Source organism: Kitasatospora purpeofusca, assembly GCF_036010405.1.
Lineage (GTDB): Bacteria > Actinomycetota > Actinomycetes > Streptomycetales > Streptomycetaceae > Kitasatospora > Kitasatospora purpeofusca.
On sequence record NZ_CP108561.1, the window covers coordinates 5371797 to 5394752 of the forward strand.

Here is a 22956-nt window from a genome sequence, read left to right on the forward strand (position 1 = left end):
GAGCTCGTTGAAGTCCTTGAACCTGCTGGTGGGGCGACCGCGGGTCGGCGTGGGCTGTTACCCGCCTCCGCCAGCCGTGCGGTCCTCTCATCGGTCGGCCGGACGGCGAGTGGTCAGGTCATGCACCAGCCGGAGTCGCAGCCGCTATCCTCCGCCTCCTCGGGCGGGGTCTTGCGCTGGGCGGGGACGGCCTCCTCAAGCGGTCTGCCATAGCGCGTGAGGTAGACCGCGTCACGGCCGAGGGCTGCGCGCCGACCGTTCACGACCTTCTCAAGTGCGACCGCTTGGGCGAAGAGCTCTGGGTCTTCCTGTCGCTGCTGGCGCCAGGCGTCAACGGTGCGAAACGGGCAGAAGAAGCACGAACTCTTCGGCGGCACGGGGAGGCCGGCGTCCGTGATGATCTGCTCGCAGTCCTCGCGTCGTAGCCGAAGGTCGAGCAGCGGGTACTCGATCTGCTCATGCGGTTCGCTTCGGCGCCGGTTGGCCCTGTGGATCTCGTCGACGGAGATGCCGATCCCAACGGCGGCCGGAGAGTCGGCGCTCGCGCCGTGCTGTCGCAGCCACCGACCCACCACCTTGATCTTGAAATCAGAGGTGCAGGACCTACGCCCGGGCGCCCCGTTCGCCATTCGCACGGGGATGGGGATCGAACGGATCTCCGGCCTTGTCAGCCTCTCCATGAGGGTTTCGGTGGTGCCGTCGCGTCGCGTTCGCCGGAGCTGGTGCAGGTCGAGTCCTGCGTTGACCGCGTAGGGCTCGGCGACCTCGCGGATGTAGGCAAGGGTCGCCGGGTGCTCACTGTCGTCGCCGACGTTGGCGAACAGGAAGGTGGTGAAGTCGATTTCGCCTCTGGCCGCGAGGACGAGGAGAGCCGTGGACTGGATCCCGCGCGCCGGATGCCCACCGGGGCCGCCAACTTCGGCAACGACGAACTGACCACCGGTCGAGGCATGTTGCTCATCGAGGGCTTGTCGGAGACCTGGGGCGCGGAGCCGACGACCCATGGCAAGAAGGTCTGGGCCGAACTGGCCGTGCCCGCTGTCGCGGTCCCCGAGCACCATCGCTCGGCCCGAAGGGCGGCACTCATCGCCAGCCTCGTCCGCACCGACCGTCCCAGGCCCCGTCCCCACGCGCCCACCTGGCCACGCGCCCGCGCGTACAGATGGTTCTCGCAGCACCGCTCGCCGCGCGCCTACCGACTCCGCCTGTGCTGGTCCAGGCGCACCGGCCGGGCGGTGACGGGGGGCCGGTCGCTCTTTTCCCCGGGAGCGGCCGGCCCCACCCCGTCCGACTCGCGCGGAGCAGCCGTGCTCCACCCGAACTCTGCTCTACGGAAGGATGGATGGATGAGTGACTGGGAGTTTGTGAAGGACAGAACGGCCACGCAGGGCGCGGTGTGGAGGTCCACCGACGGCCTGCTCTACAAGCGGACCGGCGGCGAGGATCTGCGGGTTGAGACCGAGTTCCAGCAGCTGGCCGCCGGCCTTGGTTACCCGGTGCCGGAGATCGTCGACAGCGGCTCGGAGAACGAGAGCTACTTCGTCATTGAGCGCGCCATCGGCAACAGCTCGCTTCACGAGGAGGCGCTGGCCGACGCCAGGCAGGACGGTCAGGTCAGCTACCAGGTGATCAGCACGGCCGCGGCCGTCGCATCGAAGCTCCTGCAGGCCCAGGCGAGGTACCCCCTCCCCGCCACGCCGTGGTTCGAGAAGGCGGCCTTCGCGGCAGAGGTCTTCGAGGAGAACCCGGATCTCGACACCCCGCGCGTCCACGAAGCGGTCAAGCACGGCCTCGACCGGCTGGCCCAGCTCCCGATGGTGCACGGACATCTCGACTACGGCCTGCCCAACGTCCTCCAGGCCGGTGTCATCGACTGGCAGCACCACGGACCGGTCCCGCTCGGCTACGACGTCTACCCCGCGCTCGACATCGTGGCCTTCAAGGGCGGAGGCAAGGGCTACAGCATCACCCCGGAACAGCGTACCGCCTACACCGGCGCACTCGACGAGACCACCGCATCCCTGATCGGGCAGCGGGTCAGCGAGCACCTGGGCGACTTCCTGCTCGTCAAGTGCTTCTTCTTCCTCGCCCTCATGCGGCCCACCGACCCCACACGGCACGACAAGCACATCAAGTGGCAGTACCGCCGCACCCTCTTCACGATGGGACTTGATCAGTATGAGTCGTCCAACACGATCGACACCGGCACCTTCCCCACTCTGGAACGGTTCACCGCTGAACACCGGTAGGCCGGTTCCCACCGTTCGCGACCGCGACTACCTGATGGACCACCACGGCGTCGTCTTCAAGGTCATCGGCGACAGCCACCCCGGCAGCCACTACCTCGGCTACGTCAAGTACCACCCTGACGAGAAGGGCGACCGTCGGCTCTTCGACCGGACCTACCGGCAGAACAGCGTCGTGTCGAAGTCCTTCGGCATCCTCGCCGGCAGGCCGGAGTGCTACGTCTACTCCGACACCCTCGGCTGCGTCATTACCGGCATCCCGCGCGAGGACGTGGCCGTCCACTACTCCTGCCGCCAGGCCCTCGCCGCCATCCACGAGGCCCCCGGCGCGGTCGCCGACAACCCGGCCGGCAAGGACCTCCTGGCGATCGCCGGGTGGATCACCGCGAACGACGCCCAGGGCCTGATCGGCGTCACCGGCTCCTTCCTCGTCGGCTGCTTCAACGAGCGCTCCGACATTGACCTCGTCTGCTACGGACCGGAGGGCTACCAGGCCGCGCAGGAGCTGTTCCAGCAGGCCGACCTGATCCGGCCGTACGACGGAGACGACCTCACCCGCCTGTACATCCGCCGGGCCAAGTACATGGAGGGCAGCTCCTTTGACGCCCTCATCAAGCAGGAACGCCGCAAGCTCCAAGGACTCACCGCCAGCTCCGGCACGCACATCAACTGCGAACCCATCCGCTCCGACCGCGACAAGACCTTCGCTCGGATCTCCTCCAAGGAGATCGGCGAGATCTCGCTCCTCGCCAAGATCACCGACCACGCCGAGGGTCTCACCACCCCGGCCGTCTACGGGATCAAGGTCAAGACCATCCTCAGCTCGACCATCGACGAGGCTGACTCCTTCGCCCGCCGGATCACCCACATGCGCTCGTACCTCGGCGCCTACACCGGCGCCTTCAGGTCCGGCGACACCGTGCACCTGTCCGGCAAGCTCGTCCACACCCAGGACGGCGAACACAGCGGCTTCGGCATCGAACTCACCCCCTGGACCGTCAGCGGCTCCTACGTCGCCAACCTCGCCGGATAGGAGCCTCGTCTTGCCCCTGCTCGTCATCCGACACGCCGAGTCCGTCGAGAACGCCGACAAGTACAAGGGCTTCTACCAGGACCCGCGCCCCTACAGCGGAGCCGCCGCCCATGCCATCTCCCGCGCTATCGTCGGCCTGACCCCGCGCGGCTTCCGACAGGCCCAGTGGCTCGCCGAGGTCCTCCCGCAGCTCGCGGGCCCCGAGCCGCACGTCTACACCTCGACCTATCGCAGGGCGATCGACACTGCGGCGATCGCCCTGCCCGCCCTCCCCGACGGCTGGCCCCAGCAGACGACGCTCCTGGACGAGCAGCACTACGGCGACGCCACCTACATGACCAAGCGCGAGCTGTTCGACAGCTACCCCGCACTCGCCGAGGACCGCCGCCTGCGCAAGCACGTCTGGACCGCGCCGGGCGGCGGTGAGTCGCTCGCCGAGGGGGTGCTCAAGCGGGCCGCCGAGTTCGCCGCCCTCGCCCAGGCCGAACTTCAGGAATCGCGGACCGTTGTCGCCTTCACCCACCAGACCGCCGCGGTGGCCCTTCGATCCCTGCTCGAAGCCCGCACCTTGCCCGAGATCCTCGCCGAGGAGCGGAAGGGCAAGATGCCCAACGCCGCGATCCTCCATTACGAACTGCGAGACGGCCGGTTCACCCGGACGGGAACGACCATCCCGCCGATCTAGGAGGAGCCCGTGCGACACCTGTTCCTCAACGGGCCCGTCCAGAACGGGCCCTTCACCCTCGCCACCCGGCCCGGCAAGGCCGTAGGCATCCGGCTTGCCGCCGCCCTCAACGCCATCCTCGGCTTACCGCTGGCGCCCCACCTGTGGAACACCGTCACCCTCGCCGGGGACCTCCGCCACCGTGAGGCCAACGGCCCGAGGATCCCCCGCCAGCGCTTCGAGGCCGACCTGATAGCCGACAAGTACCTGCCCGGGCAGTCCCCGGTGGGCGGCATCATGACCGACACCGACGCCGAGGTCGCCCGCCTCGCGCTGGAGATGATCGAGAACAACCTCCGCGCCGGCACCCTCACCATCAGCCGCGAGACGGTCCCCACCTGCCGGACCTGCGGCCACATGACCGGCACCGGCAGCCATCCCTGCAACGCCTGCGGCAGCACCGACACCCGAGAACACACCGGCCTCCACCTCGTCGCCGAACTCGCGAAGGACCGCCCCGTCCTCGACCGCTCGGACATCCACGCCAGCCACCGCCAGCAGCCCAAGCACCTCCAGCACACCGCCGCCAACGTCGCCGAGCGGCTGATCCTCTCCCGAACCCGTGATCACGGCATCGACCTCTCGCCGCTCGGCCTCAACGGCCTCGTCCTCGACCCGCGCGTCGGCATCCACGCCACCGTCCTCGCCGCAGCCCGCCGGCACGAAGCGGACACGGCCGTCATGACCATCACCGAGAACGCGGCCAACCACATAGCCGCCCATGGCCAGCACTTCCGCGAACACGGCGGCACCCGCCTTCAGTACGCCCTACACGGTCACCTCCCCTACGACCACACGGCCAGCCTGCAGCCGCTGCACGAGGCGTACCGCGCCACCCAGGCGATCAAGGACGGTTTCGAAGAGTGGTTCCTCCCGCTCTTCTCCCTGAGGGCCAAGACCGCGACGAGCCCGGACCAACTGCCCTCGCTGTTCAAGCACTACATGCGGTCGCACCTGGCCAAGCCCGTTGCAGCCGACGGAGCCGTCCTCGAAGTCGTACAGCGCTCGGTCTCCGCCGGTGACACCGTATGGATCACGAACAAGCAGGCCGTGGCCAACGTGATGGCTGCCCGCGCGACAGTAACGGCCGCCGCTGCGGAGATCTGACAAGCAGGTCCGGGGTGCCCGTCTACTCTCGGCATGAATGCTGTCCGGGAGAGCCCCTCCTGGACGCCAGACCAGGAGGGGGACCGCCGCCCGTGGGCAGGACGGAGTACTACAACGACCCGAACGCGCCGAAGGCGAACACCCTCATCCCCGCCAGCAACCTGCTTGTCGTCGACGACCACGGTGCCATCCTGCTCCAGCGCCGCCGCGACACCGGCCAGTGGGCTCTGCCCGGCGGAGCTCAGGACATCGGCGAGACTGCCGCCAAGTGCGCCGTGCGCGAGTGCTTGGAGGAGACCGGCATCGAAGCCGAGATCACCGGCTTCCTCGGTGTCTACACCAACCCCAACCACATCGTCGCCTACACCGACGGCGAGATCCGCCAGCAGTACGAGAACACCTACATCGGCTGCCCTATCGGCGGCGAACCCACGATCAACGACGAGGCCGACGGCGTCCGCTTCGTCCGGCCCGCCGACCTCGACCAGTTCGACATCCACCCCAGCATGTGCCAGCAGATCGGCGACTACCTCGCTGGCACCTACCCCTACCTCGGCTGACCGACGCCGCTTCTTCCGGTGTCACTCAGGTGATTCTGGCTACAGGGAGGTCTCTTCAAAGCTGAGAGCGCGTTCGGCCGAGTCGAGAAGATCTGCGTACGTCAGTACTTGAATTCGACTGAGGTGTGAGTTGTATGAGCGGATCGTCTGGTCGATTTGCTCCTTGGTTGCGCGGTCTGAAATGCACCTATCCTGGTATCCGATCGCGACTGTTCCGCGAGCGCGTCGATAGTCGTAGTTCAGGCCGAGCTCGTTACTGTGCAGCGTTCGGAGGGATGCGCCCATCTCGTCAATCGTGCGAAGGTAATTCATGCACTGGCTAACCGCTTCATGAACTGCGCTCGTCACGATCAGGTGATTATCCCTTGCCCGGCGGACGAGCCGGGCCTCGGGGCCCTTGAGTTCAATAATGTGCAGGCTTCCGTCAGAGCAGACCAGGGGGAAGTCGTGCTCGTCCAAGTTCATTAGATCGCGCCGCGCTGCCACTCCGGTGTATTGGCCTCCGAATAGCCAGTAGTGGCCTTCCATGGCCTTGTGCATGGCGGTCTCATTGACCTCTGACTGGCGGGCGAGATCGCGAAGCTCCGCGACCAGCATGCGGCGTCGACGGACAACTGCCATCTCGGCCGCTGCCAGGCCAGCTGGCGTTGAGGTGAAGCCGGACATGACGTCGGCAATGTCGTCTCGACGCGCCAAGGCCTCACCGAACGAGGCTGAGGTCATACCGCCCTGATCCTGGGCGTAGCTCAGCGCGGAGACTCTGCTGGCGATTTCCGAGAGGAAGGCTTCAATTCCCATATCCCAGCACGGCTCTTCCGGGGAGGAATCGCCGTCGGGGCTGGCGGTGATGTAACAGATCCCGTCATAGACCCTGTCCTTCAGCAGTCGTCCGAAGACATCGGTAAACCGGTCTCGGTAGGACATTCCATCTACCTCTGATGGGAATCCGGTCACGGCTGGTGTGGTCTTCACGGGCCTTCTTGCGCCAGGGCCGTCCTCGAGAATGAAGAAGAGACCGAGATGCGGCTGGAGCTCCTTCAGGTCCGATTTCTCGTACTGTCGCCTGACGTCCAACGCCTGTTCGGTGACATCCTGGATTCGGTTTCTGAAATTGTTTCCGTAGGATGGCCCCATTTGGGATTTGATGTATATGGCTGCGAGTGGGAATCCATCTCGGGAAATCACCAGGTCCCAGCCGCTACTGATGCCCCCATAGAAGCTGGGGAGGCTGAGCCTCGGACCGCTTTTGATCCATTCCGGTGGAACTCCCCGAGACACGAGATCGGCGATGATGGACTGCTCGATTCGCTTGAACGCGTGTCCCGCTCTCACCGAACTTGGTGGGTAGGTGCCTGCAGCGGCTCGATCCGAGTCCAGGCGCCTGGCTTGCCAGACGTCCTTTACCGCGTTTACGACCGAGTCCAGCATCTTCCGCTCCTGTGTCGTCCGGGTGCTGCTCGAAAGCTATCGCTCTGGTCTGACAGCGACGGGCCCGTTGTGATCGGGGCTGGTGAGAGGCATGGTCGAGGGAACCGCTTGGTGACGGCCGGTGTATCTCCACCCTTTCGTGTTGAGTCCGCGGGGCCGCCGTAGGCGCCCCTGTAGGGTCAAGACGTGGCAACTCTGGCTCTCTTCGACTTCGATCATCAGACTCTGCCCGATCTGCCGGTGGAGGCGGTCGAGCATGGCGAGGTCTTTACGCGGCGCTGGGTGGTCGATCTCATCCTCGACCTGCTTGGGTACACGCCTGACAAGGACCTCGCCGAGCTGAGGGTCGTCGAGCCGGCATGTGGCGCGGGCGCGTTCCTTGGCGCGATCGCAGCGCGGATCGCCGAATCGTGCCGTAGCCACGGCCGGCCCATCACTGATGCTGCAGACGCGGTTGAGGCGTTCGACCTGTTGGAGAAGAACGTCGCGCAAAGCCGCGATCTCGTCGAGGAGCTGCTGCATGCTGACGGGTGGGAACGCGAGGAGGCGAGGCAGGTCGCGGGTGGCTGGGTTAGGCAGGGCGACTACCTTCTGCAGGCGAGCCCACGCCACGAGGTGGACCTTGTGGTTGGGAATCCGCCGTACATCAGGCTTGAGGATGTCCCGGACGATCGGATGGACGCCTACCGGGCTGCCTGTAGCACGATGGGCGGTCGAGCCGACATCTACATCGGCTTCTACGAGATGGCTTTGCGCAGCCTGAGGTCCGGGGGCCAGCTCGGTTTCATCTGTGCTGACCGCTGGATGCGCAACCAGTACGGGCGCAAGCTGCGCCAGCTGGTCACGCGCCAGTTCAGCATGAATCTCGCTCTGGTCATGCACGACGTCGACGCCTTCCATGAGCAGGTCGCTGCCTACCCGGCCATCACGATCATCTCCAACCAGAAGCAGGGCACCGCAGTCGCGGCTGACACAACCCGTGCCTTCGGGGAGAGCCAGGCTCGCGAGTTCCTGTCTTGGTATGGAGCTGGCGAACAGCAGCCAGCTACGAAGGCGGCGTACCAAGCAGCCCGGATGCCCCACTGGTTCCCGGACGAGGACTCCTGGCCTGCAGCTTCACCCGCGCGACTCGCTGTCCTTGAGGACCTCAGCGAGCGATTCCGCCTGCTGGAGGACGCGACAACCGGAACCCGAGTCGGCATCGGTATCGCCACCGGGGCTGACAAGGTCTTCATCACCAACGAACCCGATCTCGTCGAGAAGGACCGGCTCCTGCCCCTGGCCATGGTCCGCGACACCACCAGCGGCACCCTCCACTGGAATGGCTCCTACCTCGTCAACCCGTGGAACTCGCAGGGCGAGTTGGTCGACCTTGCCGACTATCCGCAGCTCGCGAGCTACTTCCGGCAGCACAGCGGCGCCCTACGGAAGCGGTACGTCGCGGTCAAGCAGCCAGAGCGCTGGTACAAGACCATCGACAAGGTCGACCACCGCCTCACGGCCAGGCCGAAACTCTTCTTCCCGGACATGAAACTGACGATCCATCCGGTGCTGGATGAGGGAGGGCTGTACCCTCACCACAACCTGTACTTCATCGTCTCGGACGTCTGGGACATGCGCGTGCTCGGCGGCCTGTTGCTATCGAAGGTCGCTGAAGCGTTCGTGGAGGCGTACGCGGTCAAGATGCGAGGGGGGACGCTGCGCTTCCAGGCGCAGTACCTGCGCAAGATCCGCGTGCCCGACCCAGACTCCATCGCTGAGGGGGACCGGACTGCGCTGGCGGACGCCTTCGACAAGCGGGACGTGAAGGCGGCCACCGAGGCAGCACTACGTGTCTACGGGCTTACCGAGCTTCCCGATTAGGAGGAACCGATCTTGACGGTCAGCCGCCAGGACTTCGAGGACGCCGTCGCGGCGTACTGGGGTGTCAAACAGGCCCAGAACGAACAGTCGGCGATCAAGGCCGCGGTCGGCGCCGGCACTGCGGGTTCCGTCAGAGGTGGCAAGCACTTCGATTCCATTGCGGCCCTCCTGGCGAAGTTCTTCCTCGAAGCGGGCTATCCGCCTGAGAGCATCCGGGTCACCAAGTCCCAGCGTCTGGAGCTCCCTGGCTACTACAGGCCCCAGAAGCAGTGGGACGTCGTCGTCGCCTACGAGAACACGCTGGTTGCTGCCTTCGAGATGAAGGCCCTGGGCGGGCCGTCCTTCGGCAACAACTACAACAACCGGGTGGAGGAAGCCCTCGGCAGCGCCGTCGACCTTCGAAGGGCGGCGCTGGCTGACCTCTACCCCGGGGAGAAGCCCTGGCTCGGTTACTTCTTCATCATGCAGGACGAGGACGGGTCGAGGCGGCCGGTGAAGCCGGCTGCGGGGGCTCTACCGGTGGAGGACATCTGGCACGGCAAGTCCTACCAGGAGCGCTTCGGCATCTTCTGCCAGCGGTTGATGGCCGAACAACTCTACGACGCGGTCTGCTACGTCACCTCGTCCGCGACCGACCCGAAGCCGAACGAGCCGGTTGCCAGCTTGGACTGGAGGCACTTCTCAGCTGCCATAAACGCGCGGATCGGTTACCTGCAGGAGCTGGGACTGCCGAAGCCACATTGGCCCCATAGTTCTCTGTTCGGGGACCTCGGCCAAGGCTGATTTGCGTGAGCGATGCGTGAGCGGACGGGGCAGCACGTGCCGGTTCGAGCAAGATCTCGGATCACAGTGCAGCGTCCTGACCTGCGGGTTCATCACCAAGTGACCTACGGCGACACCAGCCAGCATGATCACTCCCGGGCTCGTAATGCGTAGGTCGCGGGTTCGAATCCCGCAGGCGGCTCTGTAGAAGCCCCAGGACTCACTCGCCGTGACCTGGGGCTTTTGCCTTTTCCCGGCATGGGGCCGGCGTCGTTACTGGTGTGCGGCGACCTGGATGACGGCGTGGTGGCCGTTCGTGCGCCATGGGGTTTTGCTGGTGTCGAGCCGGGTGGTGGTTTCGGCGTCGAGGCCGACGATCACGTCGGACTTCAGGGTGCGCAGGGCGGCGACGGGGGTCGGGAAGTGGTCCGTCACGTCGGTGAAGGGGGTCGTCGGCGGGTGGAGGCGGTCGCCGACCAGGCGGCGGTAGTTGAGGTCGCCCTTGAGGATCGTCATCGCCGCGCCGGTGAATTCGGTCCGGAGGTCGGCGGGCATGTCGTGGAACGGCAGGGGTGCGCAGAAGAAGGGGTGGGTGCGGACCACGAGGGCGCCGTCGGTCATCGCTCGCCACAGCCGGCCGCCGACTGCTGCGGTGTGCAGGCGCTCGACCGAGGCGAGGACGTCGGCGGTCGTCGCGTCCGATACGTAGTACGGCTGCGGCTTCACCCAGAGGACGACCTGTGTTGCGAGGCCGCAGGTCAGGAGGTGGTCGATCAGGACGAGGTCCGGCAGCAGTTCCCGGCCGGCGTTGTCGGCGATGAAGCAGAGCCGACCGCCCCTCGCCCGTTCCAGCTGGGTCCAGAACGTCGTGCTGTCGTCGGCGACCAGGTCGGACGCGGTCTGCCCGTCGGCTCCTGCGGTGATCCGGAAGCTCAGATCCGCGCGGTTGCCCCAGAGGGCGGACGACAGCAGTGCCTGCGCCCGGCGTGCCTCGGGCAGGCCGTCGAGGTCGTCCAGCGCGGCGAGCTCGTCGTCCACTGCGGCCCCGGCCAGCTCGGCGTTCTTGAACGGTGCGAACGGGTCGATGCCCTGCCACGCGCCGGGCCGGAAGTACCCGATGGCGTCGAGCAGCCGGCGGTAGAAGTAGCTCTCCGCCCACAGGAACGGCGCCTCGCCCCAGGGCCTGCCCCACAGGTCCGCGCCCCACTCCAGCCACTGTGCAGCGTCCGGAGCGTCCTCGCCCAGCGGCTCCAGGACGTCGGTGGTGCTCGCCACGAGCAGCTGCTCGACCGCCGTGCGCTCGGCGGGGCCGTACGGCAGCGCGTCCAGGACCTGCTGGACGAGCTTCGGGTGGCGCTCGTGGAACACTCCCCAGGCGAAGGACCCGGGGACATCGCTGCGGATCACGGGTGCGGTCGGCACGGGGCTGCTCGTCTCTCTCGTCATGGGCGGTCGGTCGGGTAGCCGGTGGCCTTCTCCGCCGAGGTGTCAGCGGTCGTTGCGGCTCTGGTGGGACGGCTGTCGGAGCCCTATCCGCCTGTGCTGGTCCGGCGGGTGGGGCGGGGGTCGATCGGCGGGTGAGAGGGCAGCAGGACGGTCAGCAGGGTGGATGCGGCCGTCCATGCGAGGGCGCCGAGGAGAACGGTGATCAGGGCCGGCAGTCGGGTGCCGGTGAGGAGTCCGGTGGCGAGGGTGGCGTTCACGAGGCCGGCGCTGACCGCCGTCTGGACTTCGGTCCGGTGCCGGGTGAAGGCCTGGCTGAGTCCGCGCACGAGTGGCTTCTGCAGGCCCAGCAGGACGGGGCCCATCACCCAGCTGAGGATCAGCACGCCCCACCAGGGCATCGGCGAGACGATCAGGAGCAGGAGGCAGGAGACCGCGGTCACGCCCAGGGAGACGAAGATGCCGCCCAAGCTGTCCTTCTCCTCGTCCTCGTCCGTGGCCACGTCGACCTTCATTCCGAAGGCCAGGAACAGGGCTGCGGCGATGGCGACGGGGACCGTCCAGCCGACCGGCCAGGAGGCGAAGGCGACCAGCTGAAGTCCGATCAGCGCGGCGCCTGCCAGCGCGCTCCGGCCCACGGCGGTGTTCCGCGCGGTCTGTGGCTTCGTGGGCACGGCCTTCGGCTCGGGCTCCGGCGGGGCGTCGAGGACCGTCGGGGGGTGCGGCAATGCGGGCTGTGCGCGCCGGGCGGTCCTGGTCGGGGCTGAGGCGAGGTTCGGGACGACCTTTGGGGGCGGCGTTGTGGGGATCGCGAGCAGTGCGTCGATCGCCTCGACGACCTGGGCGGCGTCGTCGGGCCGATCGTCGGGTTCCTTCGCCAGGAGCTGGAGGACGAGTTCGTCGACCGCGGCGGGGATGGAGGCGCGGTGGCTGCTGGCGGCGGGGGGTATGCGGGTCAGGTGCTGGTGGAGGACGGCCAGCGGTGCTCCGGTGAAGGGCGGCTGGCCGGTCAGGAGGGTGTGGAGCAGGCATCCGACGGCGTAGAGGTCGGTGGACGAGGCCGGCCCAGTGGGCGGTGGCGAGGCCGGTGCACACCTGCAGGGTCCAGTCGAGGGCGTCCTCCACCGGTGGCAGCGCGCCCTGGGAGACGGTCTCTTCGAGGGAGTGCCCTTCGAGGAGTTCCATGACGAGGAACGGCGCACCGCCCTGTTCGGGTCCGGTGCGGCCGAAGTCGTGGATGGTGACGATGTGCGGGCTGCTGAGGTTGCCGGCGGCCCTGGCCTCGGCGGCGAACCGTTCGGTGCCGGTGGACGCCGGGTCGGCACCCGTCAGCAGTTTCACCGCCACCGGGCGGCCGACCCGTTCGTCGAAGGCTCGCCAGACCTGGCCCATCCCGCCGGAGCCCAGGATTGATTCCAGGCGGTACCGGTCGTCGAGCTTTGCTCCGTGCATGTCCACCCCGTGACGGCCTCGGGAGCGCGGTTGCTCCGGGTGCGCTCTACCGGTCGTGCACTCTATCGGGCTGCGGCCCCGGCGTCCCGGGTCCTCCAACGGCCGGCCGGGGCCCCCGGTCGCCGGGATCGGTGGGGGGCGTGGGAGGTGGGCGCACGAACCGGCGCGGAGGCGCATGGGGGTGGGCGGGGTGTGCGTCGAATAGGCGGGGGGTTCGGGGAGGTTGTCGGGGGCTTCGGGAACCGCTTTCGGAAGTACCGGCAGAAGCGTTTCTATTTCGCGCTGTTTCGTGGCGCACAACTTGACATGGCCTGGAGAAAATGGGGTTGTGACGAAGTCGGCACGGCGCTCAGGTGCAGGTCAGGAATGTTACCGACCGGTCGCCCAAGAAAGTGCTTGACTTGTCGTCAGACACATTCTTAGGGTGAAACGAGTATGAGCCGGTGTGCTTCGGCACGCAGCGGTACGGGGGAAGATGAACGTGAATGTGGCAGTGGCTGACAATTGCGGAACCGTAGTCTGCCATTCCACTTGTTCGACTGGTGGGCAGCAGCTGGGGCGGTGACGACCGCCTGACGTCGCGTGGGGTCGACGGACTCCAACGGCGTTGTGTTGCAGGCCAGTTGCTCGGCTGTTTCGCGCGCCGTCGGGGTGCGCCGCCGAGCCGGACCTCCTGATGCATTTCCGGACAATGGCGTCGCCAATGCCGTGTCCGCAGGCAACGAAATTCGGCTGCGATCGCGCTCTTGAGTTAACCGAAGATTAACCGGAATCGCCTCTCCCGAGTGTTGGGGCATGAATACGGTCTCATCGGTCGAGAAAATGCGGCGCGATCCGCCGGTGCAGCTGATCACGCAAATGAGTATGGGGGAAGTGTGCGTCATGCCTGAAACTTCGATTGCCGTCCTCTTTCCGGGCCAGGGTGCGTTCTACGGCCGTGCCCTCGCCGACCTGCGGGACGAGTTCCCCGAGGTCGGACCGGTCCTCGCCGAGATCGGTGACGCCGCCCGTCCGCTGCTCGGCGACCGCGCGGTGGACCAGCTGTTCGCGACGCGGACGCCGGACACCGAGCAGCTGCTCCGGGAGGCCCCGGAGGCGCTCCAGCTGGCCATCTACGCGGTGTCCACCGCGACCTACGCCGTGCTGAGGGCCCGCGGTCTGCGCCCGAACGTTCTGATCGGCCACAGCCTCGGCGAGATCGCCGCGCTGGTCGCCGCGGGGGCGTTCACGCCCGCCGAGGGCGCCGAGATCGTCTGCCACCGGAGCATCGCGCTGCGCGAGGCCGGTCTGGGCGACGCCTACATGGCCGCCATCGGCACCGACGCCTCCCGGGCGCAGCGCCTCGTCGACCTGGTCGGCGACCCGCTGACCGGTATCGCGGTGGAGAACCACGCGGGCCAGACCGTGCTGTCCGGTCGGGCCGAGACGCTGGACACGATCGGCCGGCTGGCCGCCGTGCTGAAGATCGACTTCGCGCGGCTCAAGTCGCCGTACGCCTTCCACAGCCCGCTCCTCGGCCCGGCGGCGGAGAAGTTCGCCGCGCGGATCGCGGACATCCGCCAGCGTCCGCTGGAGACCACCGTCCACTCGCCGATCATCGGCCGCGCCTACGAGGACGCGGACCGGCTGACCGAGCTGCTGGCCGGGCACTTCACCGCCCGGGTGCGCTTCGGCGACACCGTCCGCGAGCTGGCGGGCACCGGTGTGTCGGTGTTCGTCGAGAGCGGTGCGCTGGACGCGCTGAGCCGGATCACCGGCCGGATCGTGGAGTCGCCGGTCACCACCGTGCCGACCCTGCTGCCGGAGGCGGGGGGCGCCGCCGTGCTGCGGCAGGCGCTCGACCGGCTGGCCTCGGTGGGTGCGGTCGCGGCGGGCTCGGGCGGCGGCTCCTCGGCGGACCAGCTGCGGGCGGCGCTGCTGTCCGACGTGCCGGCCGAGGACTTCGAGGCGTTCTGGAACGGCCGGGGCGTGGAGGTCCGGGCGTTCGCCCGCGAGGCCTACCTGACGTACCTGGGCGCGAAGGAGGAGGAGCCGAGCGTCGGCGCGAGCCTCAACGGGAGCGCGAACGGCAGCGTGAACGGCAGCGCGAACGGGAGCCTCAACGGCAGCGCGAACGGGAGTGTCGCGGTCGTGGACCGGGACACCCTGGTCCGTCAGCTCGCCGACATCTACGCCGAGGCGCTGGAGTACCCGGCCGAGGTCTTCGAGGAGGCCACCGACCTGGAGGCCGAGCTGGGCGTCGACTCGGTGAAGCAGACGGAGCTGCTGGTGCGCGTCGGCAACCGCTACGAGCTGCCGCCCCGGCCGTCCGACGTGCGTCCGGCCGCCTACAACACCCTGGGCAAGATCGCCGACCTGATCATCGCCTCGGGCGGATCGGCGTGAGCGGGTCCCAGGAGCTGCGGGGCAAGATCGCCCTGGTCACCGGCGGGGCGCGCAACGTCGGCAAGGTCATCGCCAAGCGTCTCGCCGCCGACGGCGCGCTCGTCGTCATCAACCACCTGCACTCGCCCGGGCCCGCCCGGGAGACCGCCGAGGAGATCGAGCGGGCCGGCGGCCGGGCGCACGTCGTCCGGGCGTCGGTCGCCGTCCGGGGCCAGGTCGACCGGATGTTCGACGAGATCGAGGAGCGCTTCGGCGGCCTCGACATCCTGGTCAACAACGCCGCCAACGGCGCCCTGGTGCCGGGCGGCGAGGTCACCGACCAGCTGATCGACCGGGCCCTCAACACCAACCTCAAGGGCGGCCTCGCGTGCGCCCAGCGCGCCGCCGCGCTGATGGCGCGGCGGGGCGGGGGCAGCATCGTCAACCTCTCCACGCTGGGCGGCGGCCAGTTCGTCATGGCCAACTACCTGGCCTGCGGGCCGGCCAAGGCCGCGGTGGAGGCGATGACCCGCTACCTGGCCGTCGACTACGCCCGCGACGGGATCAGGGTCAACACGGCCGCCGCCGGCATGCTGTACAGCGAGGTCGTGGACCTCTTCCCGGACGCCGAGCGGATGCAGCGGGCGACCATCGAGGCCACCCCGATGGGGCGGCTCGGCCACCCGGAGGAGCTGGCCGAGGTGGTGGCCTTCCTGGCCTCGCCGCGGTCGAGCTGGATCACCGGCCAGGTGATCCTGGCGGACGGCGGCCTGTCCACCGGGCAGGCGCTGCTGTCGCCGCCGCGCGCACTGGTGGAGCCGGTGCCGCCGACCGTCCCGGTCGGGGAGTCGGCGGACCGGGCGGCGGCGGAGCAGCGGGACGAGGCGGTGGACACCCCGGCGAGCGCGCCGGTGAACGCGCCGGTCGTCGCCGCGGCGCCCGTGACCGCGCCCGTGACGGCCGCTGTGCAGGCTGCGGTGACCCCGGGTCAGGCACCGGCGGTGTCGGTCACGACGGTCGCAAGGGCCACCGCGGCCACCACGGCCGCACCGGCCCCGGTGCCCGCGAAGGCCGTCGAGGAAGAGGCGTTCGACGAGGACGACGAGATCGCCATCGTCGGCATGGGCATCGTGGTGCCCGGCGCCAACGACCTCGACGAGTACTGGCACGAGCTCATGAACGGCGCCGACCGGTTCGTCGAGATCCCCGCCGACCGGTGGGACAACGACAAGTTCCACTCCTCCGACAAGCGCGACGAGGACAAGACCTACTCCAAGCGCTCGGCCTTCATCACCGACTTCGTGCCGCACCCGCAGCTGGCCCGCGAGCTGGCCGAGGCGGGGACCGACCCGAACGCGGTGGAGTCCACCACGCTCTGGCTGCGCCATTCGCTGCTGCAGGCGATGGAGGGCGTCCGGCACAACCCCGAGGACCGCTGCTCCTTCCTGGTCGGCTACACCGCCGACGGCAGCCAGCACCTGGAGGAGGCGACCGTCCGGGCCGGTGTGCTCGGCCGGATCGCGCCCATCCTGGACGGCCTCGGCCTGTCCGGGGCGGACCGCGCCGCCGCGCTGGCCACCGTCGAGCGGCGGCTGGCCGGGCACTACCCGCGCAGTGGCCCCGAGCCGCTGCACTTCTTCCCGCACCGGGTCGGGCTCAACGCGATGCGCGACGTGCTGCCGGACTCCGCCGAGCTGCTGCTCGTGGACACCGCCTGCTCCTCCTCGCTCTACGCGGTGGACCTGGGCCTCAAGGGCCTGCTGGAGGGCCGGCACGACATCGCGGTCTGCAGCGGCTCGTTCGCCGTGGGCCCGCGCGGGTCGATCCTGTTCGCCAAGCTCAACGGCCTGTCGGTGAGCGGCGAGGTCCGCTCGCTCGACAAGGACAGCGACGGGGTGCTGTTCTCGGACGGCGCCGCGACCGTCGTGCTCAAGCGGCTCAGCCGGGCCCGCCGGGACGGCGACCGGGTGCTGGCCACCCTGCGCAGCTTCGGCTCGTCCTCGGACGGCAAGGGCAAGGCGATCTACGCGCCGAGCGCGGCCGGCCAGAAGCTGGCGATCCGCCGCGCGCTGGACCGGCCGGGCATGGACGACGTGCGGCCGGACTGGATCGTCGCCCACGCCACCGGTACCCCGGCGGGCGACCTGGCGGAGTTCACCACCCTGCGCGAGACGCTGGGCGGTCATGAGCCCGGCCGTGCCCCGGTGGTCGTCACCTCCAACAAGTCGGTGATCGGGCACACCGGTTGGGCCGCGGGCGTGGCCTCGCTGATCGAGGTCGTGCTGGGCTTCCGGCACGATGTGATCCCGCCGCAGCACCGGTTCACCGAGACCCCGGCGGACTTCGCGATCGGCGGCTCCAACCTGGTCGTGCCGACCGAGGCGGTGCCCTGGCCGCGCGGCGCCCGCCGCCGGACGGCCGCCGTCTCCGGCTTCGGCTTCGGCGGCACCAACGCCCACCTGGTCGTGCAGGAGCCGCCCGCGGCACCGAAGGCGCCGTCCGGGCCCCCGGTGCCGGTGCGGACCGAGCAGGTGAAGCCGCAGCGGATCGCGATCGTGGCCCGGACGGCGCACGTGCCGGGCACCGAGACCGCCGACGAGCTGGCCACCTGGCTGGGCCGGTCCGGACCGGAGGACGTGTCCTTCGGCGACACCTACCCGCTGCCGTCCTTCAAGCAGGTGCGGATGCCCCCCGGCATGATGCGGGGCATCGACCGCTGCCAGCTGATGATCCTCAAGTGTGCCCACCGGCTGCGCGACAGCCTGGGCGCGTTCTGGGAGGACAACAGCGAGACGACCGGTGTGGTGCTCGGCCACCTCGGGGCGACCCGCAACGCGACGCTGTACGCGCTGCGCTGCTACCTGGACGATCTGACCATCGCCCTGAAGGCCGACGCCTCGCTGGCCTCGGCGCCGTGGCTGCCGGAGGCGCTGGAGCTGCTCAGGACCGAGGTGCGGCGACTGGTCCCGCCGTCCAACGAGGACTCCTTCCCCGGCATGATGCCGAACGTGATCCCGGCCCGGGTCGCCAACTATTTCGACCTCAAGGGCCTCAACATGACGGTCGACACGGGGTTCACCTCCACCCTGAGCGCGATCGACGTCGCCATCCGCTACCTGCGGCAGGGCGAGCTGACGATGGCGCTGGTCGGCGGCATCAACGGCAACAGCACCGACGAGGTGCGCCAGCTGCTGGACGAGGCCCTCGACGGCGGCAGCGTCCTGGCCGAGGGTGCCTTCCTGTTCGCCCTGGTGACGGAGGAGACCGCCGCCGAGGCCGGGCTGGAGGTGCTGGGCTACCTGGACACCCCGCTCGCCGAGGCGGAGCAGGACGGAGCGGCGGCCGGAGAGTCGGCCGCGGGGCCGGTGCCGACCGTCGAGTGCGGCGCCGTCCGCCCCGGCCGGGAGGTCTGCTACCTGGGCGCCGAGGGTGCGATCGGCATCCTGCAGGTGCTGGCCGAGGAGCCGGCCGGGCGTGACGCGCTGGTGGTCTGCCGCGGCGAGAACGGCGCGCCCGACCTCAGCGTCCGGGTCTCGGCCCCGCTGTCGGCGGCCGTGCCGGCGCCGGAGGCCGAGCTCCATGTGCCGTCCGCGTTCTACGACGAGCGGCTGTACGACGACCGGCACCCGCTGGTGGTGAGCCGGCACGTGCCCGGGCTGACCGAGACGCCCGGCGAGCCGGTCCGCGCCGAGCTGCCGTTCTGGCCCGCGGAGCCCACCGTCGTCCTGACCGACCGGCCGGAGACGGTGTCGGCGGCCGGGGCGCCGGCCGGCACCCTGGTGCTGTCCACCGTGCCCGGCGGTCCCGGGGTCCGGCACGTGCCGGACGCCGAGGCGCTGGCGGGGCTGCTGGACGAGGCGGACCCGCGGCGGCTGATCCGGCACATCCGGGTGGTCACCGACCTGTCCGGCGCGGACACGGCCGGTCCGGCGGAGGCGGAGGCGCTGAGCGCCCTGCACGAGCTGGTCTTCCTGACGGTGCAGCAGCGGCACGAGGCGCTGGCCGACGAGGCCGGCGGCGCGAGCTGCGTCGGGCTGTTCCTCGGGGCGATGACCGACCGGACCCCGCACCCGTTCACGGGCATGTTCACGGGCCTGTTCAAGGTGATCCACCTGGAGTACGCGCCGCACTGCCTGACCTACGCGCTGATCTCCGGGACGCGGGAGGCCGCCACCGGGGTCGCGCAGGCGGAGCGGGAGTCGGCGTTCCGGCGCGGCGTCCCCTCGGCCTTCCACGACGGCGGGCGGCGGCTGACCGTCACCCTCGCCGAGGAGCCCGGCGAGCTGCTGCCGCCGGGTGAGGCGACGCTCGGTCCGGACAGTGTCGTGGTCGCGGTCGGCGGCGGGCGGGGCATCACCGCCGAGCTGCTGGCCGAGGTCGCCCGGCACTTCCGCCCCCGGGTGTACGTGCTCGGCAGCAACCCGGTGGACTCCCACCCGGCCGAGTACCTGGAGCTGGACGACGAGGCCTTCGCCAAGGGCCGCGCCGACTACATCCGCAAGCAGCTGGCGCTGCGGACCGGCCGCAACCCCGCGCAGCTCAACCGCGCGTACGAGCGGATCGGCCAGGCCCGGGTGATCCGGGCCAACCTGCGCCGGATCGCCGAGCACAGCGGCGCGGGCGCGGTGCACTACGTGCCCTGCGACGTGACCGACCGCGAGCAGGTGACGGCCGCGATGGACCGGATCCACGCCGAGGCCGGGCGGATCGACCTGCTGGTCAACGCGGCGGGGCTGAACCGTTCGGCGCCGATCGCGACCAAGAGCCTGGCGGAGTTCCGGCAGGTCCGCGACCTGAAGGTGCTGGGCTACTTCAACCTCAAGCACGCCCTGCGCGGCCGGCCGCCGCGCGCCTGGTGCAACTTCGGTTCGCTGCTGGGCATGACCGGCCAGGTCGGCGAGGCCGACTACGCCTCGGGCAACGACTTCCTGGGCGCCGCGGCCACCTACCACCAGCAGGTGCTGGGCCTCCACGAGTTCACCGTGGGCTGGACCCTGTGGGGCGAGGTCGGCCTCGGCGCCAACGAGTTGACCAAGGCGTACTTCGAGAAGAGCGGCCTGTACTCCGCGATGAGCACCGCGGAGGGCGTGCACCACTTCGTCCGCGAGCTCAACCTGGCCAAGCCCTCGCCGTACACCGTGCACCTCGGTGAGGCGGAGCGGCGGGCGGTCGACCGGCTGCTGCCCGGCTTCCTCAACCCGGGGGCGCCGCGCGGTGGTTCGGACTCCGCGGAACCGCAGGAGCCGGTGCGTCCGGAGCGGTCGGGCGCGGCGGGACCGGTGGAGCCGGAGGTGCTGCCGTTCTACCTCGGCGAGGTGGTCGAGCGCGGCCCGGACACGGTCACCTTCGAGCGGGTCTTCGACCTGGAGCGGGACGACTACCTGCGCCACCACAAGGTCGGCGACGCGCCCACCCTGCCGGGGACGTTCGTCACCGAGATCGCCTTCGAGGCGGCCTCGTGGCTGGTGCCGGACCTCAAGGTGTACGCCTTCGAGGACCTGCGCTTCCACCACTTCCTCAAGGTCCGCGAGTCGGACCGGGCCGGGCTGCGCAAGCGGATCCGGGCCGAGCTGGTGGAGCGCCGGGCCGACCTCGGCCAGGCCGTGGTGGCGGTGCGGATCACCCACGACGTGGTGGCTCCCAACGGCACCGTGCTGGTCAAGGACCGGCTGCACTTCGAGGTGCGGGTGCTGCTGGCGGGCGACCTGCCGGACGCGCCGCACTGGAAGGCCTGGCACCCGGCGGCGGAGACGCCGGTGCCGGACCCGTACCACAGCCCGGGCTCCCCGGTGCTGCTGACCGACCTGTTCGTGTCGACCACCGACACCCGGCTGCACCCGAACGGCAAGCGCGCCACCTACAACCTCGAACTTCCCCTGGACCACCGGGCCTTCGGGAGCTTCGGGATCCCGGTGGTGCTGCTCGACGGGCTGGCCAGGACCGGGGTGCTGGCCCTGGTCGACGGTGACCTGATCCCGCTCGCGGCCCCGCTGGGCATCGGCCGGATCGACGTCTACGAGCACGGCGGCGACAGCCATGTCGCGGCCCGCCACGGCCGGGTCGACCTGTACGCGGTGCTGCCCGGGGCGGAGGCCGACGGGCGGAACGCGGGCAGTGGCAACCGGTTCGTCGCCGTCCGTCCGGACGGCCGGATCCTGATCCAGATGAAGGACCTGGACTGGACGCTGATGGGCTATCTCGACCGCAGCACCGGGAAGTTCGTGACTCCCGAGGAGGTGGCCGGGGCGGCCGCCGCCCGGGCGGTCGGAGCCGGTACCGGGAGTACGGCGGAACCCGAGGTGGTCGAACCCGGAGTGGCCGATCCCGGGGTGGCCGATCCCGGGGTGGCGGATCCCGATCCGGCTGATCCCGGAGCGGCCCCCGCCGAGGCCAGTGAGGTGGTGACGGCGATGGGAAAAGCTGAGGCCGGCGCGGCTGGTGGGCCGACGCCGGCGGCCACGGACCCCCAGTACGCCACGAGCAGGAAGGCGAGCACCGACGTGACCGCGAGCAAGGAGAACGGCGGGGAGCCGGCCCCGGAGCCGGGTACGGCGGTGGCCACGGTCGTCGCCGCGCCCGAGCGCCGCCCGGCGCGCCGCCCCGCGCCCGCCGTCGTGCGGCTCGCCCGCCCCGCCCCGGGGCCGCGCGGACTGCGGACCGTGCCCGGCAACCTGCGCAAGTTCCAGCGCAACGCGCCCGCCCTGTTCACCGAACTGAGCCGGGCCTACGGCGACATGGTCCGGCTGCCGCTGGGCTACTTCACCGTCCACCTGAACTACCACCCGGACAACATCAAGTACGTCCTCCAGGACAACAACCAGAACTACATCCGCGGCAAGGGCTACGACGCCTTCAAGATCTTCATGGGGATGGGCCTGCTCACCCTCGACGGGGAGGAGTGGAAGCAGCACCGCCGGGTGGTCAACCCGCTGTTCCACAAGACCGCGATCGACAACATGGCGACCACCATGACCGACTCCACCGCCCTGGTGCTGGACCGGTGGGAGCACGCGGGGTCCGACAGGGCCGGCATCGACGTGGTGCCGGAGATGATGGACCTCACCCTGGGGGCCCTCGGCAAGGTCATGTTCGACACCGACCTCCACCCGCTCAGCGACCGGGTGGGGCCGGCGATGGTCACCTCCATCGAGGCCATGGTCTTCCGCGGCACCCTCAACCAGCTGACCCCCGAGTTCGTCCCGATCCCGTACAACCGGCGCATCCGCCAGGCGCGCAAGGTGATGTACGACGTGGTGGACGGCATCGTCGACGCGCACCGGGACGGCCGGCACGAGGGGCTGACCGACCTGGTCAGCCTGCTGCTCCAGGCCCGCGACGAGAGCGGCGGCGAGTGGACCAGGCAGCAGGTCCGGGACGAGATCATGACGGTCTTCATGGCCGGCCACGAGACCACCGGCACCGGCCTGGCCTGGGCGCTCTACGAGCTGGCCAAGGACCCCGAGGCGCAGGAGCGGCTGTACGAGGAGGTCGAGCAGGTGCTCGGCGGGCGCACGCCCACCATCGAGGACCTGCCGAGGCTCCCCTACGCCAAGATGGTCACCGACGAGACCCTGCGGCTGCACCCGCCGATCTGGGTGTACCCGCGCGACGCCGTCGCGGAGGACGACGTCAACGGCTGGCACGTCCCGGCCGGCGGCAGCGTCTTCATGGTCCCGTACGTCACCCACCGGCACCCGGACTACTGGGTCGACCCGGAGCGCTTCGACCCGGAGCGCTTCACCGAGCAGAACCGCGCCCAGCAGCCCCGGTACGCCTACTTCCCGTTCGGCGGGGGGCAGCGCAAGTGCATCGGCAACCAGATGGCGCTGGTGCAGACGTACCTGACGCTGGCCATGGTGGCCCAGCGCTTCCGGCTGCGGCTGGTACCCGACCACCCGCTGACGGTGGGCACGCTGGTTTCCTTCCGCCCGGTGGACGGCATCCGCCTCGTCGTGGAGCCCAGGAAGCGATGAC

At 69.5% G+C, this 22956-nt stretch carries 13 protein-coding genes and 1 pseudogene; 9 read left to right on the forward strand and 5 right to left on the reverse strand.

Annotated elements, in window-relative coordinates; all coding sequences use genetic code 11:
* Positions 1-113 precede the first annotated feature (113 nt).
* Positions 114-1061 carry a phosphoadenosine phosphosulfate reductase gene (locus OG715_RS23840; protein WP_266270898.1) on the reverse strand — a complete coding sequence of 316 codons (948 nt, stop codon included), beginning with the start codon at positions 1059-1061 and terminating at the stop codon, positions 114-116.
* A gap of 285 nt (positions 1062-1346) precedes the next feature.
* On the opposite strand from OG715_RS23840, the gene OG715_RS23845 reads away from it, so the two are divergent.
* From OG715_RS23845 to OG715_RS23865, 5 genes are all read left to right on the forward strand, one after another.
* On the forward strand, positions 1347-2249 hold the full coding sequence (locus OG715_RS23845) for a phosphotransferase (RefSeq protein WP_266270899.1): 903 nt from the start codon (positions 1347-1349) through the stop codon (positions 2247-2249).
* 34 nt (positions 2250-2283) lie between these two features.
* Positions 2284-3279: a nucleotidyltransferase domain-containing protein gene (locus OG715_RS23850; RefSeq protein ID WP_266270900.1), complete on the forward strand. Its 996-nt coding sequence runs from the start codon at positions 2284-2286 to the stop codon at positions 3277-3279.
* Between the two features lie 10 nt (positions 3280-3289).
* Positions 3290-3964, forward strand: coding sequence for a histidine phosphatase family protein (locus tag OG715_RS23855; protein WP_266270901.1), 675 nt, complete (start codon positions 3290-3292; stop codon positions 3962-3964).
* A gap of 9 nt (positions 3965-3973) precedes the next feature.
* On the forward strand, positions 3974-5110 hold the full coding sequence (locus tag OG715_RS23860; protein ID WP_266270902.1) for a hypothetical protein: 1137 nt from the start codon (positions 3974-3976) through the stop codon (positions 5108-5110).
* Between the two features lie 92 nt (positions 5111-5202).
* Positions 5203-5670, forward strand: coding sequence for an NUDIX hydrolase (locus tag OG715_RS23865; protein ID WP_266270903.1), 468 nt, complete (start codon positions 5203-5205; stop codon positions 5668-5670).
* Positions 5671-5709: 39 nt separating this feature from the next.
* Here OG715_RS23865 and OG715_RS23870 read toward each other — a convergent pair whose 3' ends face one another.
* Entirely contained in the window at positions 5710-7098 is a 1389-nt protein-coding gene (locus OG715_RS23870) for a Shedu anti-phage system protein SduA domain-containing protein (RefSeq protein ID WP_266270905.1), read from the reverse strand.
* 186 nt (positions 7099-7284) lie between these two features.
* Between OG715_RS23870 and OG715_RS23875 the strand changes: the two genes are divergently transcribed.
* On the forward strand, positions 7285-8961 hold the full coding sequence (locus tag OG715_RS23875; RefSeq protein WP_266270906.1) for an Eco57I restriction-modification methylase domain-containing protein: 1677 nt from the start codon (positions 7285-7287) through the stop codon (positions 8959-8961).
* A 12-nt stretch (positions 8962-8973) separates the two neighbouring features.
* Complete coding sequence (locus tag OG715_RS23880) at positions 8974-9744, forward strand: PaeR7I family type II restriction endonuclease (RefSeq protein WP_266270908.1); 771 nt, start codon at positions 8974-8976, stop codon at positions 9742-9744.
* A 252-nt stretch (positions 9745-9996) separates the two neighbouring features.
* Here OG715_RS23880 and OG715_RS23885 read toward each other — a convergent pair whose 3' ends face one another.
* From OG715_RS23885 to OG715_RS42470, 3 genes and pseudogenes are all read right to left on the reverse strand, one after another.
* A complete protein-coding gene (locus tag OG715_RS23885; RefSeq protein WP_266270910.1) occupies positions 9997-11169 on the reverse strand; it encodes a damage-control phosphatase ARMT1 family protein in 1173 nt (390 codons plus the stop codon).
* An 83-nt stretch (positions 11170-11252) separates the two neighbouring features.
* A complete protein-coding gene (locus tag OG715_RS23890; protein ID WP_266270911.1) occupies positions 11253-11840 on the reverse strand; it encodes a hypothetical protein in 588 nt (195 codons plus the stop codon).
* A 418-nt stretch (positions 11841-12258) separates the two neighbouring features.
* Positions 12259-12795: pseudogene (locus tag OG715_RS42470) on the reverse strand (protein kinase domain-containing protein); the annotation flags it as partial.
* Positions 12796-13500: 705 nt separating this feature from the next.
* On the opposite strand from OG715_RS42470, the gene OG715_RS23900 reads away from it, so the two are divergent.
* The gene (locus OG715_RS23900) at positions 13501-15003 is read left to right on the forward strand and encodes an acyltransferase domain-containing protein (RefSeq protein WP_266270913.1); all 1503 of its coding nucleotides are present in this window, start codon (positions 13501-13503) and stop codon (positions 15001-15003) included.
* Positions 15000-22955, forward strand: coding sequence for a cytochrome P450 (locus tag OG715_RS23905; RefSeq protein ID WP_266270914.1), 7956 nt, complete (start codon positions 15000-15002; stop codon positions 22953-22955). The genes OG715_RS23900 and OG715_RS23905 overlap by 4 nt, the downstream gene beginning before the upstream one ends.
* The last annotated feature ends 1 nt before the right edge of the window (position 22956 follow it).

Bases quoted from the DNA above. Each gene is read 5' to 3' on its own strand.
- OG715_RS23840 (WP_266270898.1), bottom strand. From the start codon at position 1,061: ATGGTGCTCGGGGACCGCGACAGCGGGCACGGCCAGTTCGGCCCAGAC.
- OG715_RS23845 (WP_266270899.1), top strand. From the start codon at position 1,347: ATGAGTGACTGGGAGTTTGTGAAGGACAGAACGGCCACGCAGGGCGCG.
- OG715_RS23850 (WP_266270900.1), top strand. From the start codon at position 2,284: ATGGACCACCACGGCGTCGTCTTCAAGGTCATCGGCGACAGCCACCCC.
- OG715_RS23870 (WP_266270905.1), bottom strand. From the start codon at position 7,098: ATGCTGGACTCGGTCGTAAACGCGGTAAAGGACGTCTGGCAAGCCAGG.
- OG715_RS23885 (WP_266270910.1), bottom strand. From the start codon at position 11,169: ATGACGAGAGAGACGAGCAGCCCCGTGCCGACCGCACCCGTGATCCGC.
- OG715_RS23900 (WP_266270913.1), top strand. From the start codon at position 13,501: ATGCCTGAAACTTCGATTGCCGTCCTCTTTCCGGGCCAGGGTGCGTTC.